Source organism: Emticicia sp. TH156, from assembly GCF_002855535.1.
GTDB lineage: Bacteria > Bacteroidota > Bacteroidia > Cytophagales > Spirosomataceae > Emticicia > Emticicia fluvialis.
In genome coordinates this window covers 844433-859951 of the sequence record NZ_PKRS01000001.1, presented here as the reverse complement: position 1 = coordinate 859951, position 15519 = coordinate 844433, and the positions used below count along the sequence as shown (strand labels likewise).

The 15519-nt window shown below is 41.8% G+C and carries 13 protein-coding genes; 6 read left to right on the top strand and 7 right to left on the bottom strand.

Annotated features, from left to right (window positions below; genetic code table 11):
• The first annotated feature begins 81 nt into the window (after nucleotides 1-81).
• The 3 genes from moaA to C0V77_RS03590 all read left to right on the top strand — a co-directional run bounded on the left by moaA (nucleotide 82) and on the right by C0V77_RS03590 (nucleotide 3043).
• Nucleotides 82-1071 (top strand): GTP 3',8-cyclase MoaA, encoded by a 990-nt coding sequence (gene moaA / locus C0V77_RS03600; protein ID WP_101724930.1) that lies wholly within the window; start codon nucleotides 82-84, stop codon nucleotides 1069-1071.
• 57 nt (nucleotides 1072-1128) lie between these two features.
• Nucleotides 1129-1572: a peptidylprolyl isomerase gene (locus tag C0V77_RS03595; RefSeq protein WP_101724929.1), complete on the top strand. Its 444-nt coding sequence runs from the start codon at nucleotides 1129-1131 to the stop codon at nucleotides 1570-1572.
• A 94-nt stretch (nucleotides 1573-1666) separates the two neighbouring features.
• Nucleotides 1667-3043, top strand: a complete 1377-nt coding sequence (locus tag C0V77_RS03590; protein WP_101724928.1) for a protein-disulfide reductase DsbD — start codon at nucleotides 1667-1669, stop codon at nucleotides 3041-3043.
• Here the strand turns inward: C0V77_RS03590 and aat are convergent.
• The 5 genes from aat to C0V77_RS03565 all read right to left on the bottom strand — a co-directional run bounded on the left by aat (nucleotide 3033) and on the right by C0V77_RS03565 (nucleotide 8857).
• On the bottom strand, nucleotides 3033-3671 hold the full coding sequence (gene aat, locus C0V77_RS03585; protein WP_101724927.1) for a leucyl/phenylalanyl-tRNA--protein transferase: 639 nt from the start codon (nucleotides 3669-3671) through the stop codon (nucleotides 3033-3035). The genes C0V77_RS03590 and aat overlap by 11 nt on opposite strands.
• A 71-nt stretch (nucleotides 3672-3742) precedes the next feature.
• Nucleotides 3743-4750 carry a toxin-antitoxin system YwqK family antitoxin gene (locus tag C0V77_RS03580; protein WP_143705998.1) on the bottom strand — a complete coding sequence of 336 codons (1008 nt, stop codon included), beginning with the start codon at nucleotides 4748-4750 and terminating at the stop codon, nucleotides 3743-3745.
• Nucleotides 4751-4921: 171 nt separating this feature from the next.
• Nucleotides 4922-5419, bottom strand: coding sequence for a DUF2911 domain-containing protein (locus C0V77_RS03575; protein ID WP_101724925.1), 498 nt, complete (start codon nucleotides 5417-5419; stop codon nucleotides 4922-4924).
• Between the two features lie 72 nt (nucleotides 5420-5491).
• The gene (locus C0V77_RS03570) at nucleotides 5492-6229 is read right to left on the bottom strand and encodes an ABC transporter ATP-binding protein (protein WP_101724924.1); all 738 of its coding nucleotides are present in this window, start codon (nucleotides 6227-6229) and stop codon (nucleotides 5492-5494) included.
• Between the two features lie 78 nt (nucleotides 6230-6307).
• Nucleotides 6308-8857, bottom strand: a complete 2550-nt coding sequence (locus C0V77_RS03565) for a lipopolysaccharide assembly protein LapB (RefSeq protein ID WP_101724923.1) — start codon at nucleotides 8855-8857, stop codon at nucleotides 6308-6310.
• Between the two features lie 138 nt (nucleotides 8858-8995).
• On the opposite strand from C0V77_RS03565, the gene C0V77_RS03560 reads away from it, so the two are divergent.
• Both C0V77_RS03560 and C0V77_RS03555 read left to right on the top strand, forming a co-directional pair.
• Complete coding sequence (locus C0V77_RS03560) at nucleotides 8996-9655, top strand: phosphatidylserine decarboxylase family protein (protein ID WP_101724922.1); 660 nt, start codon at nucleotides 8996-8998, stop codon at nucleotides 9653-9655.
• Between the two features lie 30 nt (nucleotides 9656-9685).
• Complete coding sequence (locus tag C0V77_RS03555; RefSeq protein ID WP_101724921.1) at nucleotides 9686-10036, top strand: YraN family protein; 351 nt, start codon at nucleotides 9686-9688, stop codon at nucleotides 10034-10036.
• On the opposite strand, the gene ruvB is transcribed toward C0V77_RS03555, so the two are convergent.
• Complete coding sequence (ruvB, locus tag C0V77_RS03550; protein WP_101724920.1) at nucleotides 10033-11058, bottom strand: Holliday junction branch migration DNA helicase RuvB; 1026 nt, start codon at nucleotides 11056-11058, stop codon at nucleotides 10033-10035. The genes C0V77_RS03555 and ruvB overlap by 4 nt on opposite strands.
• A gap of 163 nt (nucleotides 11059-11221) precedes the next feature.
• A complete protein-coding gene (locus tag C0V77_RS03545; protein WP_101724919.1) occupies nucleotides 11222-13918 on the bottom strand; it encodes a PKD domain-containing protein in 2697 nt (898 codons plus the stop codon).
• A 289-nt stretch (nucleotides 13919-14207) separates the two neighbouring features.
• On the opposite strand from C0V77_RS03545, the gene C0V77_RS03540 reads away from it, so the two are divergent.
• The gene (locus C0V77_RS03540) at nucleotides 14208-15257 is read left to right on the top strand and encodes a type IX secretion system membrane protein PorP/SprF (protein ID WP_101724918.1); all 1050 of its coding nucleotides are present in this window, start codon (nucleotides 14208-14210) and stop codon (nucleotides 15255-15257) included.
• Nucleotides 15258-15519: the final 262 nt, after the last annotated feature.

Genomic DNA, 15519 nt, shown 5'->3' with positions numbered 1-15519 from the left:
GCCCTTTGGTGATTTTTCTAATTGCAAATCATGAATAGCAAATAAGCGATTAATCGTTTATTTACTCAATTATAGTTCAATATGCTCATAGATAACCACGGCAGGCCTATCAATTATCTGAGGCTGGCAGTTACAGACCGCTGTAACCTGCGTTGCTTTTATTGTATGCCCGAAGAAGGCATACAGTATCTGCCTAAACCTCATTTGTTGAGCTATGAAGAAATGCTGCGGCTGGTGGGTATTCTGGCAGAAATGGGCATCAGTAAAGTGCGTATTACAGGGGGTGAACCTTTTCTGAGAAGAGACCTTATGCCGTTTCTATGGAAGTTGTCTGAGATTGATGGAATCAATAAAATCAATATTACTACTAATGGTGTGCTAACGGCTCCGTTAGTACCTGAACTAAAAAAACTGGGTATCAATTCGGTTAATCTGAGCCTGGACTCGCTTGACCGCCAACGGTTTTTTGAAATTACCCGCCGCGACGAATTTACTAAAGTGTGGCAGACACTGGAGGCGCTTCTGGAGCATGAGATTCCGGTAAAAATTAATACTGTGGTAATGTCTGGCAAAAATGATGAGGATATTCTATCAATGGTTGAGCTGGCACGAAACAAAAATGTATCTGTCAGGTTTATTGAAGAAATGCCCTTTAATGGCGCCGGGCTGCGCCCTGAACAGATTCAGGATTTCTGGAGTTATGGAAAAATAATGGATTTAATACGATTGGCACATCCTGACATATACCGGATGGCTGACGAACCGAACTCAACCTCATACAATTACCGGATTCCGAACTTTAAAGGATCCATTGGTGTTATTGCTGCTTTCAGCCGTACTTTTTGCGGCACCTGTAATCGCATCAGGGTTACCCCTACCGGATTTTTTAAAACCTGTTTGTATGATGACGGCGTTTTTAACGTACGAGATATGATGCGGCAGAAACTTTCTGACAGTGAAATCAAGTTATTAATCAGTGACGCGCTACAGAAGCGGGCTGCTGATGGTTTTGAAGCAGAAAAGAACAGGAAAAGCCTGGTGTCTGAATCAATGACCACCATTGGAGGATAAAATATTCAGTTCTATAATTATTAATTTTTTAAACGGGTCGCCGTAACGATAAACATTATGTTAAAGGCAGAAATGATTACCGATAAGGGTACTATGCTTATCGAATTTTACGAAGAGGATGCTCCTATTGCAGTTAATAACTTTGTAACGCTTGCAAAGAAAGGCTTTTACGATGGTCTGAAATTCCACCGTGTTATTCCTGATTTTATGATTCAGGGTGGTGACCCAACCGGCACAGGTGCAGGTGGCCCCGGTTATACTATTCAATGTGAGTTGACAGGCAATAACCAATACCACGACAGAGGCGTACTTTCAATGGCACACAGAGGTCGTAATACCGGTGGCTCGCAGTTTTTTATCTGTCACAACCGTTCTAACACGCAACACCTTGACCGCAACCATACCTGCTTCGGCAAAGTAGTTGATGGCCTTGAAGTAATTGATGCGATTCGCCAGGGAGATAAAATCCAGAAAATCAACATTACCGAGACTGAAGCTTAATTCATAAATTTTTTGTTAAAAACTGCTCGTTCTGTAATATTTCCGGGCAGTTTTTTGTTTACCATACAAAGCAAGTACCAACAACAAACGCCCTATGCAAGAAAGTAACACATTGATTGGATTTCTACTGACCGCCTTTCTGGCCGGTTTCGCATCTATCTTCATGCCATGTATTTATCCAATAATGCCAATGACGGTCAGCTTTTTTACCAAGCAGTCGCAAGGTACTGGTAAGGCCACATTTTATGGTTTATCTATCATGTTTGTATTTGCCATTATTGGCCTGGTAGCTACCCTATTTGGCGCCCCGTTTCTGAATTTCATCAGCACACACTGGGTACCAAATCTGATATTCTTTGTCATATTTGTTATTTTCGGCATTTCATTATTAGGGGCTTTTGAAATTGTATTGCCTCACGGCATGGTGAACAACATAGACCGGATGTCTGAAAAAGGTGGTTTGCTGGGTATATTCTTTATGGCTTTAACACTGGTGGTGGTTTCTTTCTCGTGCACAGCTCCGTTTGTTGGTTCTTTATTGATACTCGCAGCCAAAGGCGAAGTATGGCGCCCTTTGTGGGGTATGCTGGCTTTTGGTTTACCTTTCGGTTTGGTCTTTACTTCTCTGGCGCTGTTTCCGCAATGGTTGAAAAGCCTGCCGAAGTCTGGCGGCTGGATGAACGAAATGAAAGCCGTTTTTGGTATTCTTGAGTTTGCTCTGGCTTTAAAATTCCTTTCAAATATTGATTTAACCTACCATTTCAATCTGATATCGCGCAATCTGTTCCTTATTATCTGGATTATCATTTTCATTGCCATTGGCCTTTATATATTAGGTGTTATCCGCTTGCCTAAAGATAGCAAGGTTGCTAAGTTTAGCTTTCAGCGTGTGGGCTTTGCCATTCTGTTTTTTGCCTTTGCTGCCTATATGGTGCCAGGTGTTGTGAAAGGAAAAGAACTAAGCCTGCTGTCTGGCCTTTTGCCTCCTAAAACTTTAAACACCACCCCTATTGATGGCTCTAAGCTCCGCGCACTGCCGCATGACTTACAAGGCTTCTATGATTATGACGATGCCCTAGCCTATGCCAAAGAAGTAAACAAACCACTGTTTATTGACTTTACCGGCTATGCCTGCGCCAACTGCCGTAAGATGGAAGAAAACGTATGGCCAAAGCCGGAGGTATTAGAAAGACTAAAGAATGAGTTTGTGATAGCATCTTTATACGTAGACGATAAAAAGGCGCTGCCTAAAGAAAAACAATATACCTCTAAATATGACGAGGAACTGAAAGAAACAATTGGTGATAAAAATATGGATCTTGAAATTGTGAAATACAATAACAATGCGCAGCCGTATTACGTAATTGAAGACACCAACGGAAAACTGATTGTGAAACAACCGATAGGCTATAGTTCTACTGCAGACTTCATTAAGTTTTTAGACGAAGGAATTAACAATTTTAAGAAATAAGGTCATCTGTTTGCGCATTGAACAAATGTGCAACCTCAGCCTCTACAAATTTTGCCTTGTGGCGAATGGCTCTTTTCAGCATTCGCAGGTATTCTGCCTTACTGATTTCTATGGCGCCGAAACGCTTCACGTTGTCGTTGATAAACTGTGTGTCAAGCAATTCAAAATCCTGTTTTTTGAGTAGCTCCATCAACGCGTGAAAAGCAACCTTTGATGCATTTGGCTCAGTATAAAACATTGATTCGCCAAAAAAAGCAGCACCTATGGCTACGCCATATACCCCCCCTACCAGTTGCTCACCCAGGTATGCTTCAACACTATGCGCAAAGCCCATCTGATGCAGGTTTGTATAGGCATTGATTATTTCTTCTGAAATCCATGTGTCGTCAGAATCCCGGCGCGGCTGAGAACAAGCCACCATTACTGCCCTGAAATTGTAGTTGATACGAATCTCAAAAATCTGTTTATTAAGAAAAGGCCTGAGCGATTTAGCGGGTTTATAGGTGTCTATAGGAATAATGGCCCGAGGGTCTGGTGAATACCAGTAAAGTGTGCCGTCGGAGTCGGCCATCGGAAATATACCATTTATATACCCATAAATAAGATCGTCAGCAGAAAGTGGACTCATTGAGTTTTTTGAAATACACTAAGCAAATATAGAAACAAAATCGAAACCAGCAACAACGCGTTCATTCTTGTCTAGTTCTTTCTCAACCTCGGCGACTCAAAAACTACCTTGCCGCGTTCGTCATATTCTCTGATTACGTAAGATTCAAACGTAGTATCGAAACAGTCTTTACCATATTGTACTTCCTTTTTACGACGATTACCCGTTGGATAATACTCTACCCACTGCCCTACTTTCACACTATCGTCCATCATTCCCTGTTCAGCCAATGTTCCGTTTTCATTGAAAAGAAAATACTCGCCGCTCACTTTATTGAAGTTTACGGGTATTACCTCTTTTATCTTTTGCTGCGAGCCATCATAATAACTGATGCGGGCGTCTCGGGCAAACCCTCTTTCATAATACTCTTTATTAACCAGATTATTGTTTTTGTCATACAACTCCCACCGGCCGTGCTTTGTACCCATATAGTACCAGCCTTCTTCTACCAGTAAATCGCCCTGGTATCTTTTGTAAGGCCCGTGCATGAGGTCGTTTTTGGTTTTGTCACGGCCTAAACCCTCCACTATGCGATTGGCTTTGTGGTCAAACCAGTACAAATGCCGGCTATAATTGTCAGGCTGTTTATATTCCTGCAAAGTATAAAACTCTATATAAGTTGGTGAGCTGCTACTCCCCTGGCTGATGGTCTGCTTCTTCACTTTTATGCCTTCGTAATCACGGCCGTTAAACTCTCTTCTGTAGCTTTTCAGTTCTTTTTTAAGCTTTTTAACACCCTTAGATATTTTCAGACCCAGGTCTGGCAAGGTTTCGGTAGCTAGTTTACGGGCATCTTCAGCATTTGAGACTCTGAAATTGGCAGCTGGTAGAGCTGCACTCTGGGTGCCCAATGCAGAGGTTGCCCCAGCCGAACCGGATACACCTCCGGAAACCTTAGGGCCGCTTATTTCAACAGCATCTTTTATTATGTCTTTTGCCGATCTCCTTTTTGCTGTGGGTACAGCACCGGGTGTCTGCGCTGCTGCGTCAAGACCCATAAGCATACCGGCACAAACTATAATAAGGGGTAGAAATCTCATTTTATAAACACTTTTATACTTCTTTATAGAAACGAATGCTTCAAAGAAAAATTTTATTGCCACTAATAAGGCCACAGTAAAATTAACAGGTTTGTTAACGCGTTCAACCAAAACACAAAAAAAAAGCAGAAGCACATGCCTCTGCTTTTTATCACTACACTTACCTAAACCCTAAAACTCCATGGGAACACTAACACTAGTGGTATCCCAGGCGATGGTTAAAACCTTATCATCAGTAGTGATTGTTAGCTTTTCTACCGGTTGCGACAACGCTTTTACGGGTACTGTTACTTCTACTACGTTCTTGTCTTTGATTTTGTCGTAGCCATAAGCACCCCATTGTTTCAACTCACTGTTCAATATGATTGTCCACTCTTTTTCTCCTAATTTAGAGAAAAGTGTATATGTTCCTGCTTTTACCGGTTTACCTCCAAATTTTACATTTTTATGAAACGTAATCTCGGTTGCTTCATCTGCTCCTGTTCTCCATATTGTTCCGAATTTCTCAAGACCGCCAAAAATGGTACGTCCTTTTTTTGATGGTTGGCCATAAGTAACTTTTACATTTTTACTTTCTGCCGTAACATGTGGGCTGGCTCTTTTTTCCTGAGCAAAAACAAGAGAGGTGATACTAAACAAAAAAGATAATAAGAATACTGATTTTTTCATGGTTAATAAAATAGTTATGGTATATGGGTATTAACGAAAAAACACCTGGTTTAGTTTAACAATATTTTGAAATTATTCTTTCGTTTTCTCGGCAAATATCTTAGCCATTTCACGCGGATTTGTGGGTGTTGCATTAATTATATCCGACTCCACCAGTCCGTCTCTTAAACGCACAATGCGGTGCGCATATTTGGCAATGTCTTCTTCGTGGGTTACCATTACAATGGTGTTTCCCTTTGAATAGAGCTGGTCAAACAATTCCATAATTTCGTAAGACGTCTTGGTATCCAGGTTACCAGTAGGCTCATCGGCCAGCAATATACTTGGGTCGTTCACAAGCGCCCGGGCAATGGCCACACGCTGGCGCTGCCCACCAGACAACTCATTAGGTTTATGGTGTGCCCGGTTCTCAAGACCTACGTTTTTTAACGTCTGCATGGCCTTTTCTGTCCGCTGCGACTTCGTATAGCCTGCATAAATCAGTGGTAGGGCCACATTTTCTAAAGCAGATTGACGAGGCAAAAGGTTGAACGTCTGGAAAACGAAGCCAATCTCTTTGTTTCTGACCTCGGCCAGTTCGTTCTCACTCATGCGGCTTACATCATGATTATTCAACACATAACGGCCGGCTGTTGGCGAATCGAGACAACCTATAATATTCATCAACGTAGACTTACCGGAGCCTGACGGCCCCATAAACGCTACATATTCTCCTCTTTCTACAGAAATGGTAACCGACTTCAGGGCATCGATTATTTCGCTACCCATAATGTAGCGTTTAGAAATATTGGTAGTCTCAATTATTTTCATTTGCAATTATGAATGAGTGAGTTCGGGCTAATAAGAGATAGTTTGCAAACCTCCGTTTTTCATTTCAAATATATTCTTTCATTCAAAACCAACCTTGTTTTTTTCCATCAATGCTTTTTGGGCTTGATAGGTGGAAAGAAACGCTTGATAATCGGTAGGGCTCAATAAAGCCCGAAGCTTTTCAAGGCCGTCTATGGCGTAATTCTCCACACCTATTTTCAAAGATTGCTGTACATACAGCTTCCAAAGTGCTTCATTTTCGTCGTTCAACTGCAGTGCGTTAAATATAAAGAGGTAGGCATCACCCGGCTTTTTTATCTTGGCATTGTAGAATTCTGTAACCCGGGCTATCACAAGGGGGTTTAGCGGATTAGCAGCAAGCGCCTTATCAAAATCATTTTTGGTTCTGGCATTTTTCAAAGCTTCCTCGGCCTGGGTTTCCTGATATTCGGCCAGTATTGCCCGGTAGCCCTGCTTTTGCAATACCTCTGCCGATGCCCTGTCTCCTGCTATTAATAAATGTCTTTCGGCCTTATCAAATATCCCTTGCTGCAAATACCACATACCAGCAACCTGATTGTACAACCTCTTTTTGCTTGTTGAGTCATTAGCCAGAATGGTAAGCTGTTTCAAACCCTCCAGTTTATTTTCTCTATAGTAATTCTGCGATGCAATGGCAAACTCAAGATCTTCATAAAAACTTTGGTTGCCCTCTTTTTGCTGAATCCTTTTTAAAACCCGGGCGGTGTATGGGGTCTGCAAATCTTTGCCGGCAGTACAATTGTAAATTAAAGCAAACTGGCTTACGTTCAGCACCGAGTCTGTTCTTAATTGTATGGGGCCAGGTAGTGTATTTTTGTTTATTTCCTGCGCCGAGAGATTTGCCTGTAGCGCATCGCCTTTACTCATACCCTCATCTATGCGATTCTCAGAGGCCTTGTTTTTTTTGTATTTCAGCTGAAATGCCAACAGGTTGGCCTCGGCCAAATCACAGTCGGTACAATTTTCTCTGGCTAGTGTCAGGTAGTGCAGCGTTGAGTCGGTTACTTTTGTTTTTTCATATAACCATGCCAGGTTGGTCAGCAATGGTTGGTTATCCGGAAATCGTCTTACTCCTTCCTGCAACGTAAAGAGCGCGTCAAAAAACATATCTTTCTCTTGCAGAATTTTACTCAACCCTGCGTAGGCATACGGGCTGGGGTTTTTATCTAAAGCACTTTTCAGAAACGCCCCGGTGTTCTCTTTATCATTCACTGCCATTGCCAGAGAAGCCAATCCGTAGTTTGACTGATGATTCAGGATATCAGCATGAAGCGCCTCTTTATAAAATGCCTCGGCATAAACGCCATCGTTATCAGTTTTGTAGTAATTGGCAATGGTATTGTAATAACCGGCCGTGGCCTGATAATAAATATAAAAGTTTTTTAAAGAGAACAATGTAACCATACCTACGATAGCCCCTAAACGAAAAAGCGAAAGTTCGAGAAACTGAGGCTTGTAAAGAATACGATGCACTGGTAAGCCTTTTTGCATGGCCTGAATAAAATTAAGAACAACATACAATGCAAAGGCTAAGCCCATTACCAAGTGCGCCGCTATAATAAACTTCTGAAAGGCTTCCATTAACGGGTCATTGCCCGAAGCGAACACAAAGGCAATTGTTGCGGTGGTAATTATACCTAAGCCCAGATACAACCAGGCACCTGTGTTTCTAAAATGAAAAGTGTCTGACTCTTCTGTGACACGTCTGAAACCCCAGATACCTAACAGCAAAGAGCTGACATATAACACTATCGGGCTTATGGGTAGAGCGTTCCAGTCAATGTATCTGTTCCGCTCTAAAAACATCAGTAATACATTAAGCAGGTAAATGCTTGAAACAATCAGGAATTGGCTCAAAGAACTCCTACCCTTTACGCCAGCGTTGGAAACAACCCACACCAGTGATGCCACAATTTCATGTGATACCAAGAGAATAAACAACACACTTATAACAATGGCCGACACAAGCCCGTAAGAGGCAACTGCCAGCAAAGGATGGTTTATTTTTGAGAAACCAGTTATAAGCACCCCTGCCACAAAACTTAGCAGCAAAAAAGAAGAAAGTCTGGTTAAGAAACCTGCACTTTTATTAAAATTATTGAAATAAAAAGCCACACCTGCAAAGCCGCCAAAGGCAATAAGAAAAGCCGTCTGATTGGTGAGATTAAAAACGTTTTCAAGATGAAACGTAACCAATATACCTGCCAGCAGCACCATGCCACCTAAAAACCAGTATCTGGGCATGGCAGATACCGATGCCAGCAGTAAGTTGAGGCCAACAACATACAAACCTATAAATCCGTAAGCCGCCAGGGTATTGGTTTGCATCATAGAAGCAATAAAGCGTTCTTTTACCAGATACGCATTGCCGTTGATTGTAAACTTCAGCTGGCCGTCAGAGAAACTGTCTGATATTTTTGCGACTTCGTCCAATTCGCTCAGAATATCCCAGTGTATTACGTTGTCAATACCATAATAGGTATACCACGCCATTGCAGCTACAGAAAAAAGCAATACCGCCAAAATCGCCCAAAAGATACTTTTCTCAGATTTAGACCAGTTTTGCCAAAAAAACCAATGATACATAAATGCTTATTGTTTTCTACCTGAAGGCCTGTTTGTCAACAGGTTATTCACATGTACCGATAAATATTTGCGCTGTGAAGATAACGCAAAAACATTGTTTGATTATATTTGCGCATCCAAAAAACCAAGATATTAATCATGACACTGCATAAAGAGGGAACAGGAACTATTTCTTTAACAATAATTGCATTAGTAATACTTAACGGATTAGTAAGATACTTTGCACCTGACAATTCTCTTGCTCATCAAATAGCGCTGGGTGTAAGTCTGGTGTTCTTTATTATCATTGTTCAGTTTTTCCGTAAGCCTACACGCAATACTACTAAAAACAGCAAGCATATAATTGCCCCTGCCGACGGCAAAGTGGTGGTGATTGAAGAGGTGGTGGAAACAGAGTATTTTAAAGAGCCTCGCCGCCAGGTTTCCATTTTTATGTCACCTATCAACGTGCATATTAACTTTAACCCTATTTCGGGCATTGTAACTTATTTCAAGTATCATCCCGGCAAATATCTGTTTGCCTGGCATCCGAAATCAAGTACTGAAAACGAAAGAACTACCATTGTAGTAAAACATAGCAACGGTACCGAAGTGCTTTTCAGGCAGATAGCCGGTGCCTTGGCGCGCAGGTTGTGCTGGTATGTACAGGAAGGCAAAAACGTAGAGCAGGGTACTGAGTTCGGGTTTATTAAGTTTGGTTCAAGAATTGATATTTTTCTGCCTTTAGATGCCAAAATTCTGGTAAATATTGATGACCGCCCGGTAGGTGGTGAAACCGTTATTGCCGAATTACCTTAACCTATTCTGTATCCATAACTTCTGCCCAGCATGGCTCAACACAATGATACCGGTAACAAAGCAGAAGAAATGGCCGCCGGTTTCTTAATAAAAAACGGGTATGAGATACTTGACCGCAACTATGTATTTGGTAAGGGCGAAATAGATATTATTGCAACCAAAGACAACTGGCTGGTGTTTGTTGAAGTGCGGGCCCGCTCTGAGGTTTTGCATGGGTATCCTGAGCAAACTATTTCAAAGTCCAAAGCAGGGCTTATCATAAAAACAGCCGAAAACTACGTTTACCAGAAAAACTGGCGAGGCAAAATACGGTTTGACATCATTGCTATTATTGTCGGGCAGCACTTCGAAATCCGCCAGTTTGAAGACGTTTTCTTTTAAAACAGCTCTCCCATTTTGTATTTTGGCAGAATATTCAGATGCTTATAGGCTTTTTCTGTTGCCTCTCTGCCCCTTGCTGTCCGTTTCAGATATCCTTCCTGAATCAGGAATGGCTCGTAAACTTCTTCAATTGTTTCGGCCTCCTCTCCTACTGCCGTTGCAATGGTTGATAAACCAACCGGCCCGCCTTTAAATTTATCTATGATCGTCTGCAAGATTCTGTTATCCATTTCATCCAAACCATCCTGGTCTACATCCAAGGCTGTTAAAGCCATTTCTGCAATGGCAAGGTTTATTTTGCCATCGCCTTTTACCTGAGCAAAATCACGGGTGCGTCTCAACAAATTATTGGCAATACGCGGGGTTCCCCTGCTTCTGCGGGCAATCTCAAATGCGCCATCTTCACTGATTGGCGTTTTTAATATATACGACGAACGCTTGATAATCTTACAAAGTAACTGAGAGTCGTAGTATTCCAGCCTTGAATTGATACCAAACCTGGCGCGGAGCGGCGAAGTAAGCAATCCGGCTCTGGTGGTAGCGCCTATTAAGGTAAACGGATTCAGGCCAATCTGCACGCTACGGGCATTGGGGCCGGTATCAAGCATGATGTCAATGCGGTAATCTTCCATTGCTGAATACAGATACTCTTCCACAATGGGATTCAGCCGGTGGATTTCATCAATGAAAAGCACATCAAATGGCTCAAGATTGGTCAGCAGGCCAGCCAGGTCGCTTGGTTTGTCAAGCACCGGGCCTGAGGTTATTTTTATATTGGTGCCCAGCTCATTAGAAATAATGTGCGATAGCGTAGTTTTACCCAGACCCGGAGGGCCGTGCAGCAACACATGGTCGAGCGCTTCTTTTCTTTGTTTAGCAGCCAGAACAAATATTTTCAGGTTTTCCAGAATTTTGTCCTGCCCCGTAAAATCATCAAACGAAAGAGGCCGCAGCGCTTTTTCTATTTCCTTTTCAACCGGCGAAAGCCCCTCGCTCTCACCTTTTATATAATCTTTTCGCATGAAATCTCTGAGAAACCCTCTCTTTTATACAACCAAATATACGATATTTCAGGGGGTTTATTATAAAAATCCCCCTGAAAGTATCATTACCCTATTATTTTCTGATTACCTGCTCAAAGGTAAAAAGAGCGGCCGTAATGAAGAATGTAAATCTTATAAAATGTTATCTGATTAAAAGTATCCCCCCAGATTTAGTAATTTTAGGTCGCTTTGGGAAATACTCACTTTTATAACTTAACACAAAAGCATACAACATAGGCGCCATTATCTGCCCTTTGTAAGAGCCATCCCATTTATCAAGTGGGTCTAGAGACTGAAATATAATCTCACCCCAGCGGTTATAAATTTTCAGGTCGTAATCTGTGATATATTTATTAGGCGTTTCCAATACATCATTCACACCATCCCCATTGGGTGAAAAGGCCTCCGGAATAAAAAGGCGGGGGTCACATTTGTCTTCTACAACAATTTTATCGTCTGTGGTGCAGGTGTAAAGTTCTCCGCTTTGAGATGTAAAGTTATTGGTTACAAATGTAGTGTATGTGCTTTGCACATCAACGGTTATGGTTGGTGTTGTTTCATTTCTTGGCTTCCATAAATATGTTGGGTCAACGGTATTTTGGGCTTTGGGGTCTAATAAAAGCGTAGCCCCTTCCCGAAAACAGGCATAAGCAGAATCTGCCAGATTAATTATTGGTGAGGGCTTAATGTTAATTTCATCTGTTACCGTAAACACATCACATTTCTCTCTTAACGAATTACCCAATATAGGTATATTCACCACCTTGCTTATTGCTGTCTCGGCATAAACTTCTACCGTCATTGTAATGGTGTATCGCCCGGGTTTTGTATAGGTGTGTGATACTTGTGTTCCTTTACCTTTTGTACCATCGCCAAAGTCCCAGCTTACTTCATTTTTCATGGGGCTGCAAATGCCTTTGGTTTCAAAAATAGTAGGTTGGTTCTGGCAGGTTCCTTTATAGGTAGCACTTAAGCCGTCTCCATCCTGCTGTGGCTTGGCATGTACTACGTTCGGAAGCCCCAACTTACTGGTACCTACCACATTAGGAGCCGTAGCCTGATTAAAAGAAATATAATTAACTACTGCCACATTGCTTGTTATCAATGCATCAGGATATGTTATATAGGCAATTTCTGTGCTGCCATCTACTGCCATGTAAATAAACCCACCCGTACCTGCATTGGTAGGCCCCATCTGCAATGCCCCAAAAACATGAGTAGACGACTCCGCTATCTGTTTTTTCTGCAGGCTTATCTGGGCATCTGAACTTAAATTAAGATTTAACTGATACAAATAAGATTTTACAGTTGAGGATGGAGCGCCTCTGAGGGTATAATAAAGTTTTTCGCCATCCTGCGAAAACTCAACACCATATATTTTTGGGGGCGCATTGCCCAACTCAATGGTATGCACTAGTGTTAATAAGCCTGTGGTAGCATTAATGCCATATACTTCAATATAATTCTTGCCGTCTTTTATATATGCTGTAGCCAGCTTACGTCCATTCGGAGATATTTTCATATATCCGCTTTCATCAGGTATTTTATTAGTAATTGGGGGTTGATTAACCAGATTAGAGCCCGTGGAATCAATTTTCAGTACTTTAAATTGTCCGGTAGTTTTATCCTGCGAATACACAAAGAACACCATGTTCTTTTTATCATCTTCAATACTTTTTGTTACGATTTGTTCTGTAGATGCCAGACTAACAGGAATATCGGTTTCAACAATTGCCCCCTGCCCACCATTACGGCGCATATCTACAATACTGTAAGACAGCCTGCCTGTGGTTTCGTTCATGGTGTACACATAATAAAGATGATGCGGACACTCATTGCAATTGCTTTTAGGTACAATTAGAGACGACTGTGTAGATGTATTTGTACCCGGCAATGAAGTAGCTGTAGCCGGTGGTGGTAACTGAAAAGGTACGGGTTGGTCGTCTTTGCTGTATATTTTTACGCCATCGGTATACAATACCAGGTCTCCTTTGGGGTCAAAAACCATAGCTACACCTTCGGGGGAGTCAATCGGATTACTTTGGGTTGACTGAACAGGTATGTAAACAGGGTTGTCCTGGTTAGGGGGTTCAAATAGGTCACCATTATCAGCCAGCGGGTCTCTGGGTACTACCGAAGTTGGGTTAATACCAAACTCAAGCGTTGCCCCTTTGCCGAAATACCACTTTTCAGCACCCCCTCCACCGGCAGATTGCATACAGAATTTTACATTGATTTTGGCAGTTCTTGAGCATTGTCCACTTGCATCAAAAACCTCAACCGAATAACAGCCTGACTTTGTAACATCAATGGTTTTCGTTGTTTCGCCATTGGGATACCATAAATACTTAACACCCGGGGGTTCAGGTGAACCTTTTTCTAAAACGTTATATGGGTTTAAGGTTATGGTTTTACCATCACAAACGGTAGAGTCTTTACTGATTTCGCCTTTAAATGTGGGTTGAGTGGGTGGCTGGCTGATGGTAATCGTTCGGGTTACGGGTGCTTGTTGTACCCCTCCTTTTATTCGGGTAAGAGTTACAGTATAGGTACCTGCTTGGGCATAAAGATGATTCGGATTACGCAAGTCAGACGTTTTGCCGTCACCAAAATCCCAAAGCCAGGCGGTAGAAAGCGGGTCTTCATCAAAAAAAACAGTGGGTTCGTTACAGTCTGATGTTGTGGGGCTTCCGGCGGCGCTGGTTGTCGGTGCAGGCATACTTCTGCATAGTTTCCCACCTACGTAAAACGGATTCTGACCAATGGCGATAGTTGATATACATGCTAATGTGGCTGTCAAAAAATAAATCCTTAGATTAGTACCTGTACCTGCCCACATAATTCATTATACATTTTGTAAGTACTGATTAAAACAGAAAGTTACGGTTAATTTCCAGAATTTTAACGATAGCCAACCCGTATTTATTTGATACCCTCAATAAAGATTAATAGCAAAATTGAGTTTTTTTTTGTTCTTTACACCAAACAATAAGCCCTACTCGTTAATTTATATATTACTATTAAAAAATTAGTAAATTCGCCCTGTACCCTTTTCGTAAAAACCGGGATTTTGCTGTAGAATAGATTTTTGCTTGGAAATACACCATTATCTCCTAACGGAACAGGCTATGAAAAAATTTTATTTACGAATAGTTCTCTTGTGCCTGGTTTGTTACAGTGGGCAGGCACAAGACCCGCAGTTTTCGCAGTTTTATGCGGCCCCTTTATATCAGAATCCGGCCTTTGCCGGTAGCGCTTTTGCTACCCGGTTAATAGCCAATTACCGTAACCAATGGCCCTCAATAACAGCCAATTTTGTTACGAGTTCTTTTTCTATAGACCACCACCTGCAAAGCCTGAATAGCGGTATCGGTTTAATTGTTACCAACGACTCCCAAGGGCCCAACAGGCTTACCAGCACCGATATAAGCGCCATTTATGCGTATCAGTTAAAGATAGACGAAGATAATTTTCTAAGGCTTGGCCTGCAAGGGACTTACTCAAACAAAAGTATGAACTATCTGGGGCTTACTTTTGGCGACCAGTATGATGACAAAGGACTTACCGGAAACCCCACAAATGACCCCTTCGGCCCCAATGGAAGCAATTTACCGAATATCAATATGGCCGATTTCAGCGCCGGGGCATTGTACTACAACAGTACATCATGGTTAGGCGTTACGGCACACCATATCAACCAGCCATCCTACACGTTTTTTGCTTCTGATGCCCCTAAAAGCGGTTTTTTACCCATGAAACTGAGCATCAGCGGAGGTGTAAAAATACCCATTGCTAATCCTTACTCTGGTGCGGCCTATTCAGACAAAGAGTTTTCGGTATCACCGGCGTTTTTGATTAAACGGCAAGGCAAATTTAACCAGCTCGATTTAGGGCTGTATGCCACCTATACTCCGCTTACTGTTGGGGTCTGGTATAGGGGGATTCCGATAAAAAAGAGGAACATCACCCCTACTAATCATGATGCCCTGGTTTTTTTGATAGGCGTAAGGCAAGACAGCTTTTCTATCGGCTATAGTTATGACGTAACGATCTCAAGCCTGGGTGCATCTTCCGGTGGTTCGCATGAAATATCGCTGGCTTATCAGTTTGAACCCGTTATTAAAAAACTAACACGTTATAAAAGAAATAAAAAGTCGCTGGCGTGTCCTAAATTTTAATACTTAAAGCATCTGGCATTGGCCAAAACGCAGCCAATTGCTGGTTTTTTAGAATACTAACCACAAACTTTAAATACGGTATATTGGGCTTTAACTGCGGCTTTTCGGATACTAATGTGGCGGTTGCCAAAAAATATAATCAAGTGCCCTTTTTATTCTTTCCGATTAAAATTTCAATTCTTCATTAATACAAGCCTGTTTTTCTAAGTAAAAAGCTAAAATTTAAAAGAATATTTCGTTTTTTGGACAAACAGTTTGGCTT

Excerpts from the sequence above, each read along its gene's own strand:
- moaA (WP_101724930.1), top strand. The coding sequence starts at position 82 with ATGCTCATAGATAACCACGGCAGGCCTATCAATTATCTGAGGCTGGCA.
- C0V77_RS03595 (WP_101724929.1), top strand. The coding sequence starts at position 1,129 with ATGTTAAAGGCAGAAATGATTACCGATAAGGGTACTATGCTTATCGAA.
- C0V77_RS03590 (WP_101724928.1), top strand. The coding sequence starts at position 1,667 with ATGCAAGAAAGTAACACATTGATTGGATTTCTACTGACCGCCTTTCTG.
- aat (WP_101724927.1), bottom strand. The coding sequence starts at position 3,671 with ATGAGTCCACTTTCTGCTGACGATCTTATTTATGGGTATATAAATGGT.
- C0V77_RS03580 (WP_143705998.1), bottom strand. The coding sequence starts at position 4,750 with ATGAGATTTCTACCCCTTATTATAGTTTGTGCCGGTATGCTTATGGGT.
- C0V77_RS03575 (WP_101724925.1), bottom strand. The coding sequence starts at position 5,419 with ATGAAAAAATCAGTATTCTTATTATCTTTTTTGTTTAGTATCACCTCT.
- C0V77_RS03570 (WP_101724924.1), bottom strand. The coding sequence starts at position 6,229 with ATGAAAATAATTGAGACTACCAATATTTCTAAACGCTACATTATGGGT.
- C0V77_RS03565 (WP_101724923.1), bottom strand. The coding sequence starts at position 8,857 with ATGTATCATTGGTTTTTTTGGCAAAACTGGTCTAAATCTGAGAAAAGT.
- C0V77_RS03560 (WP_101724922.1), top strand. The coding sequence starts at position 8,996 with ATGACACTGCATAAAGAGGGAACAGGAACTATTTCTTTAACAATAATT.
- C0V77_RS03555 (WP_101724921.1), top strand. The coding sequence starts at position 9,686 with ATGGCTCAACACAATGATACCGGTAACAAAGCAGAAGAAATGGCCGCC.
- ruvB (WP_101724920.1), bottom strand. The coding sequence starts at position 11,058 with ATGCGAAAAGATTATATAAAAGGTGAGAGCGAGGGGCTTTCGCCGGTT.
- C0V77_RS03545 (WP_101724919.1), bottom strand. The coding sequence starts at position 13,918 with ATGTGGGCAGGTACAGGTACTAATCTAAGGATTTATTTTTTGACAGCC.
- C0V77_RS03540 (WP_101724918.1), top strand. The coding sequence starts at position 14,208 with ATGAAAAAATTTTATTTACGAATAGTTCTCTTGTGCCTGGTTTGTTAC.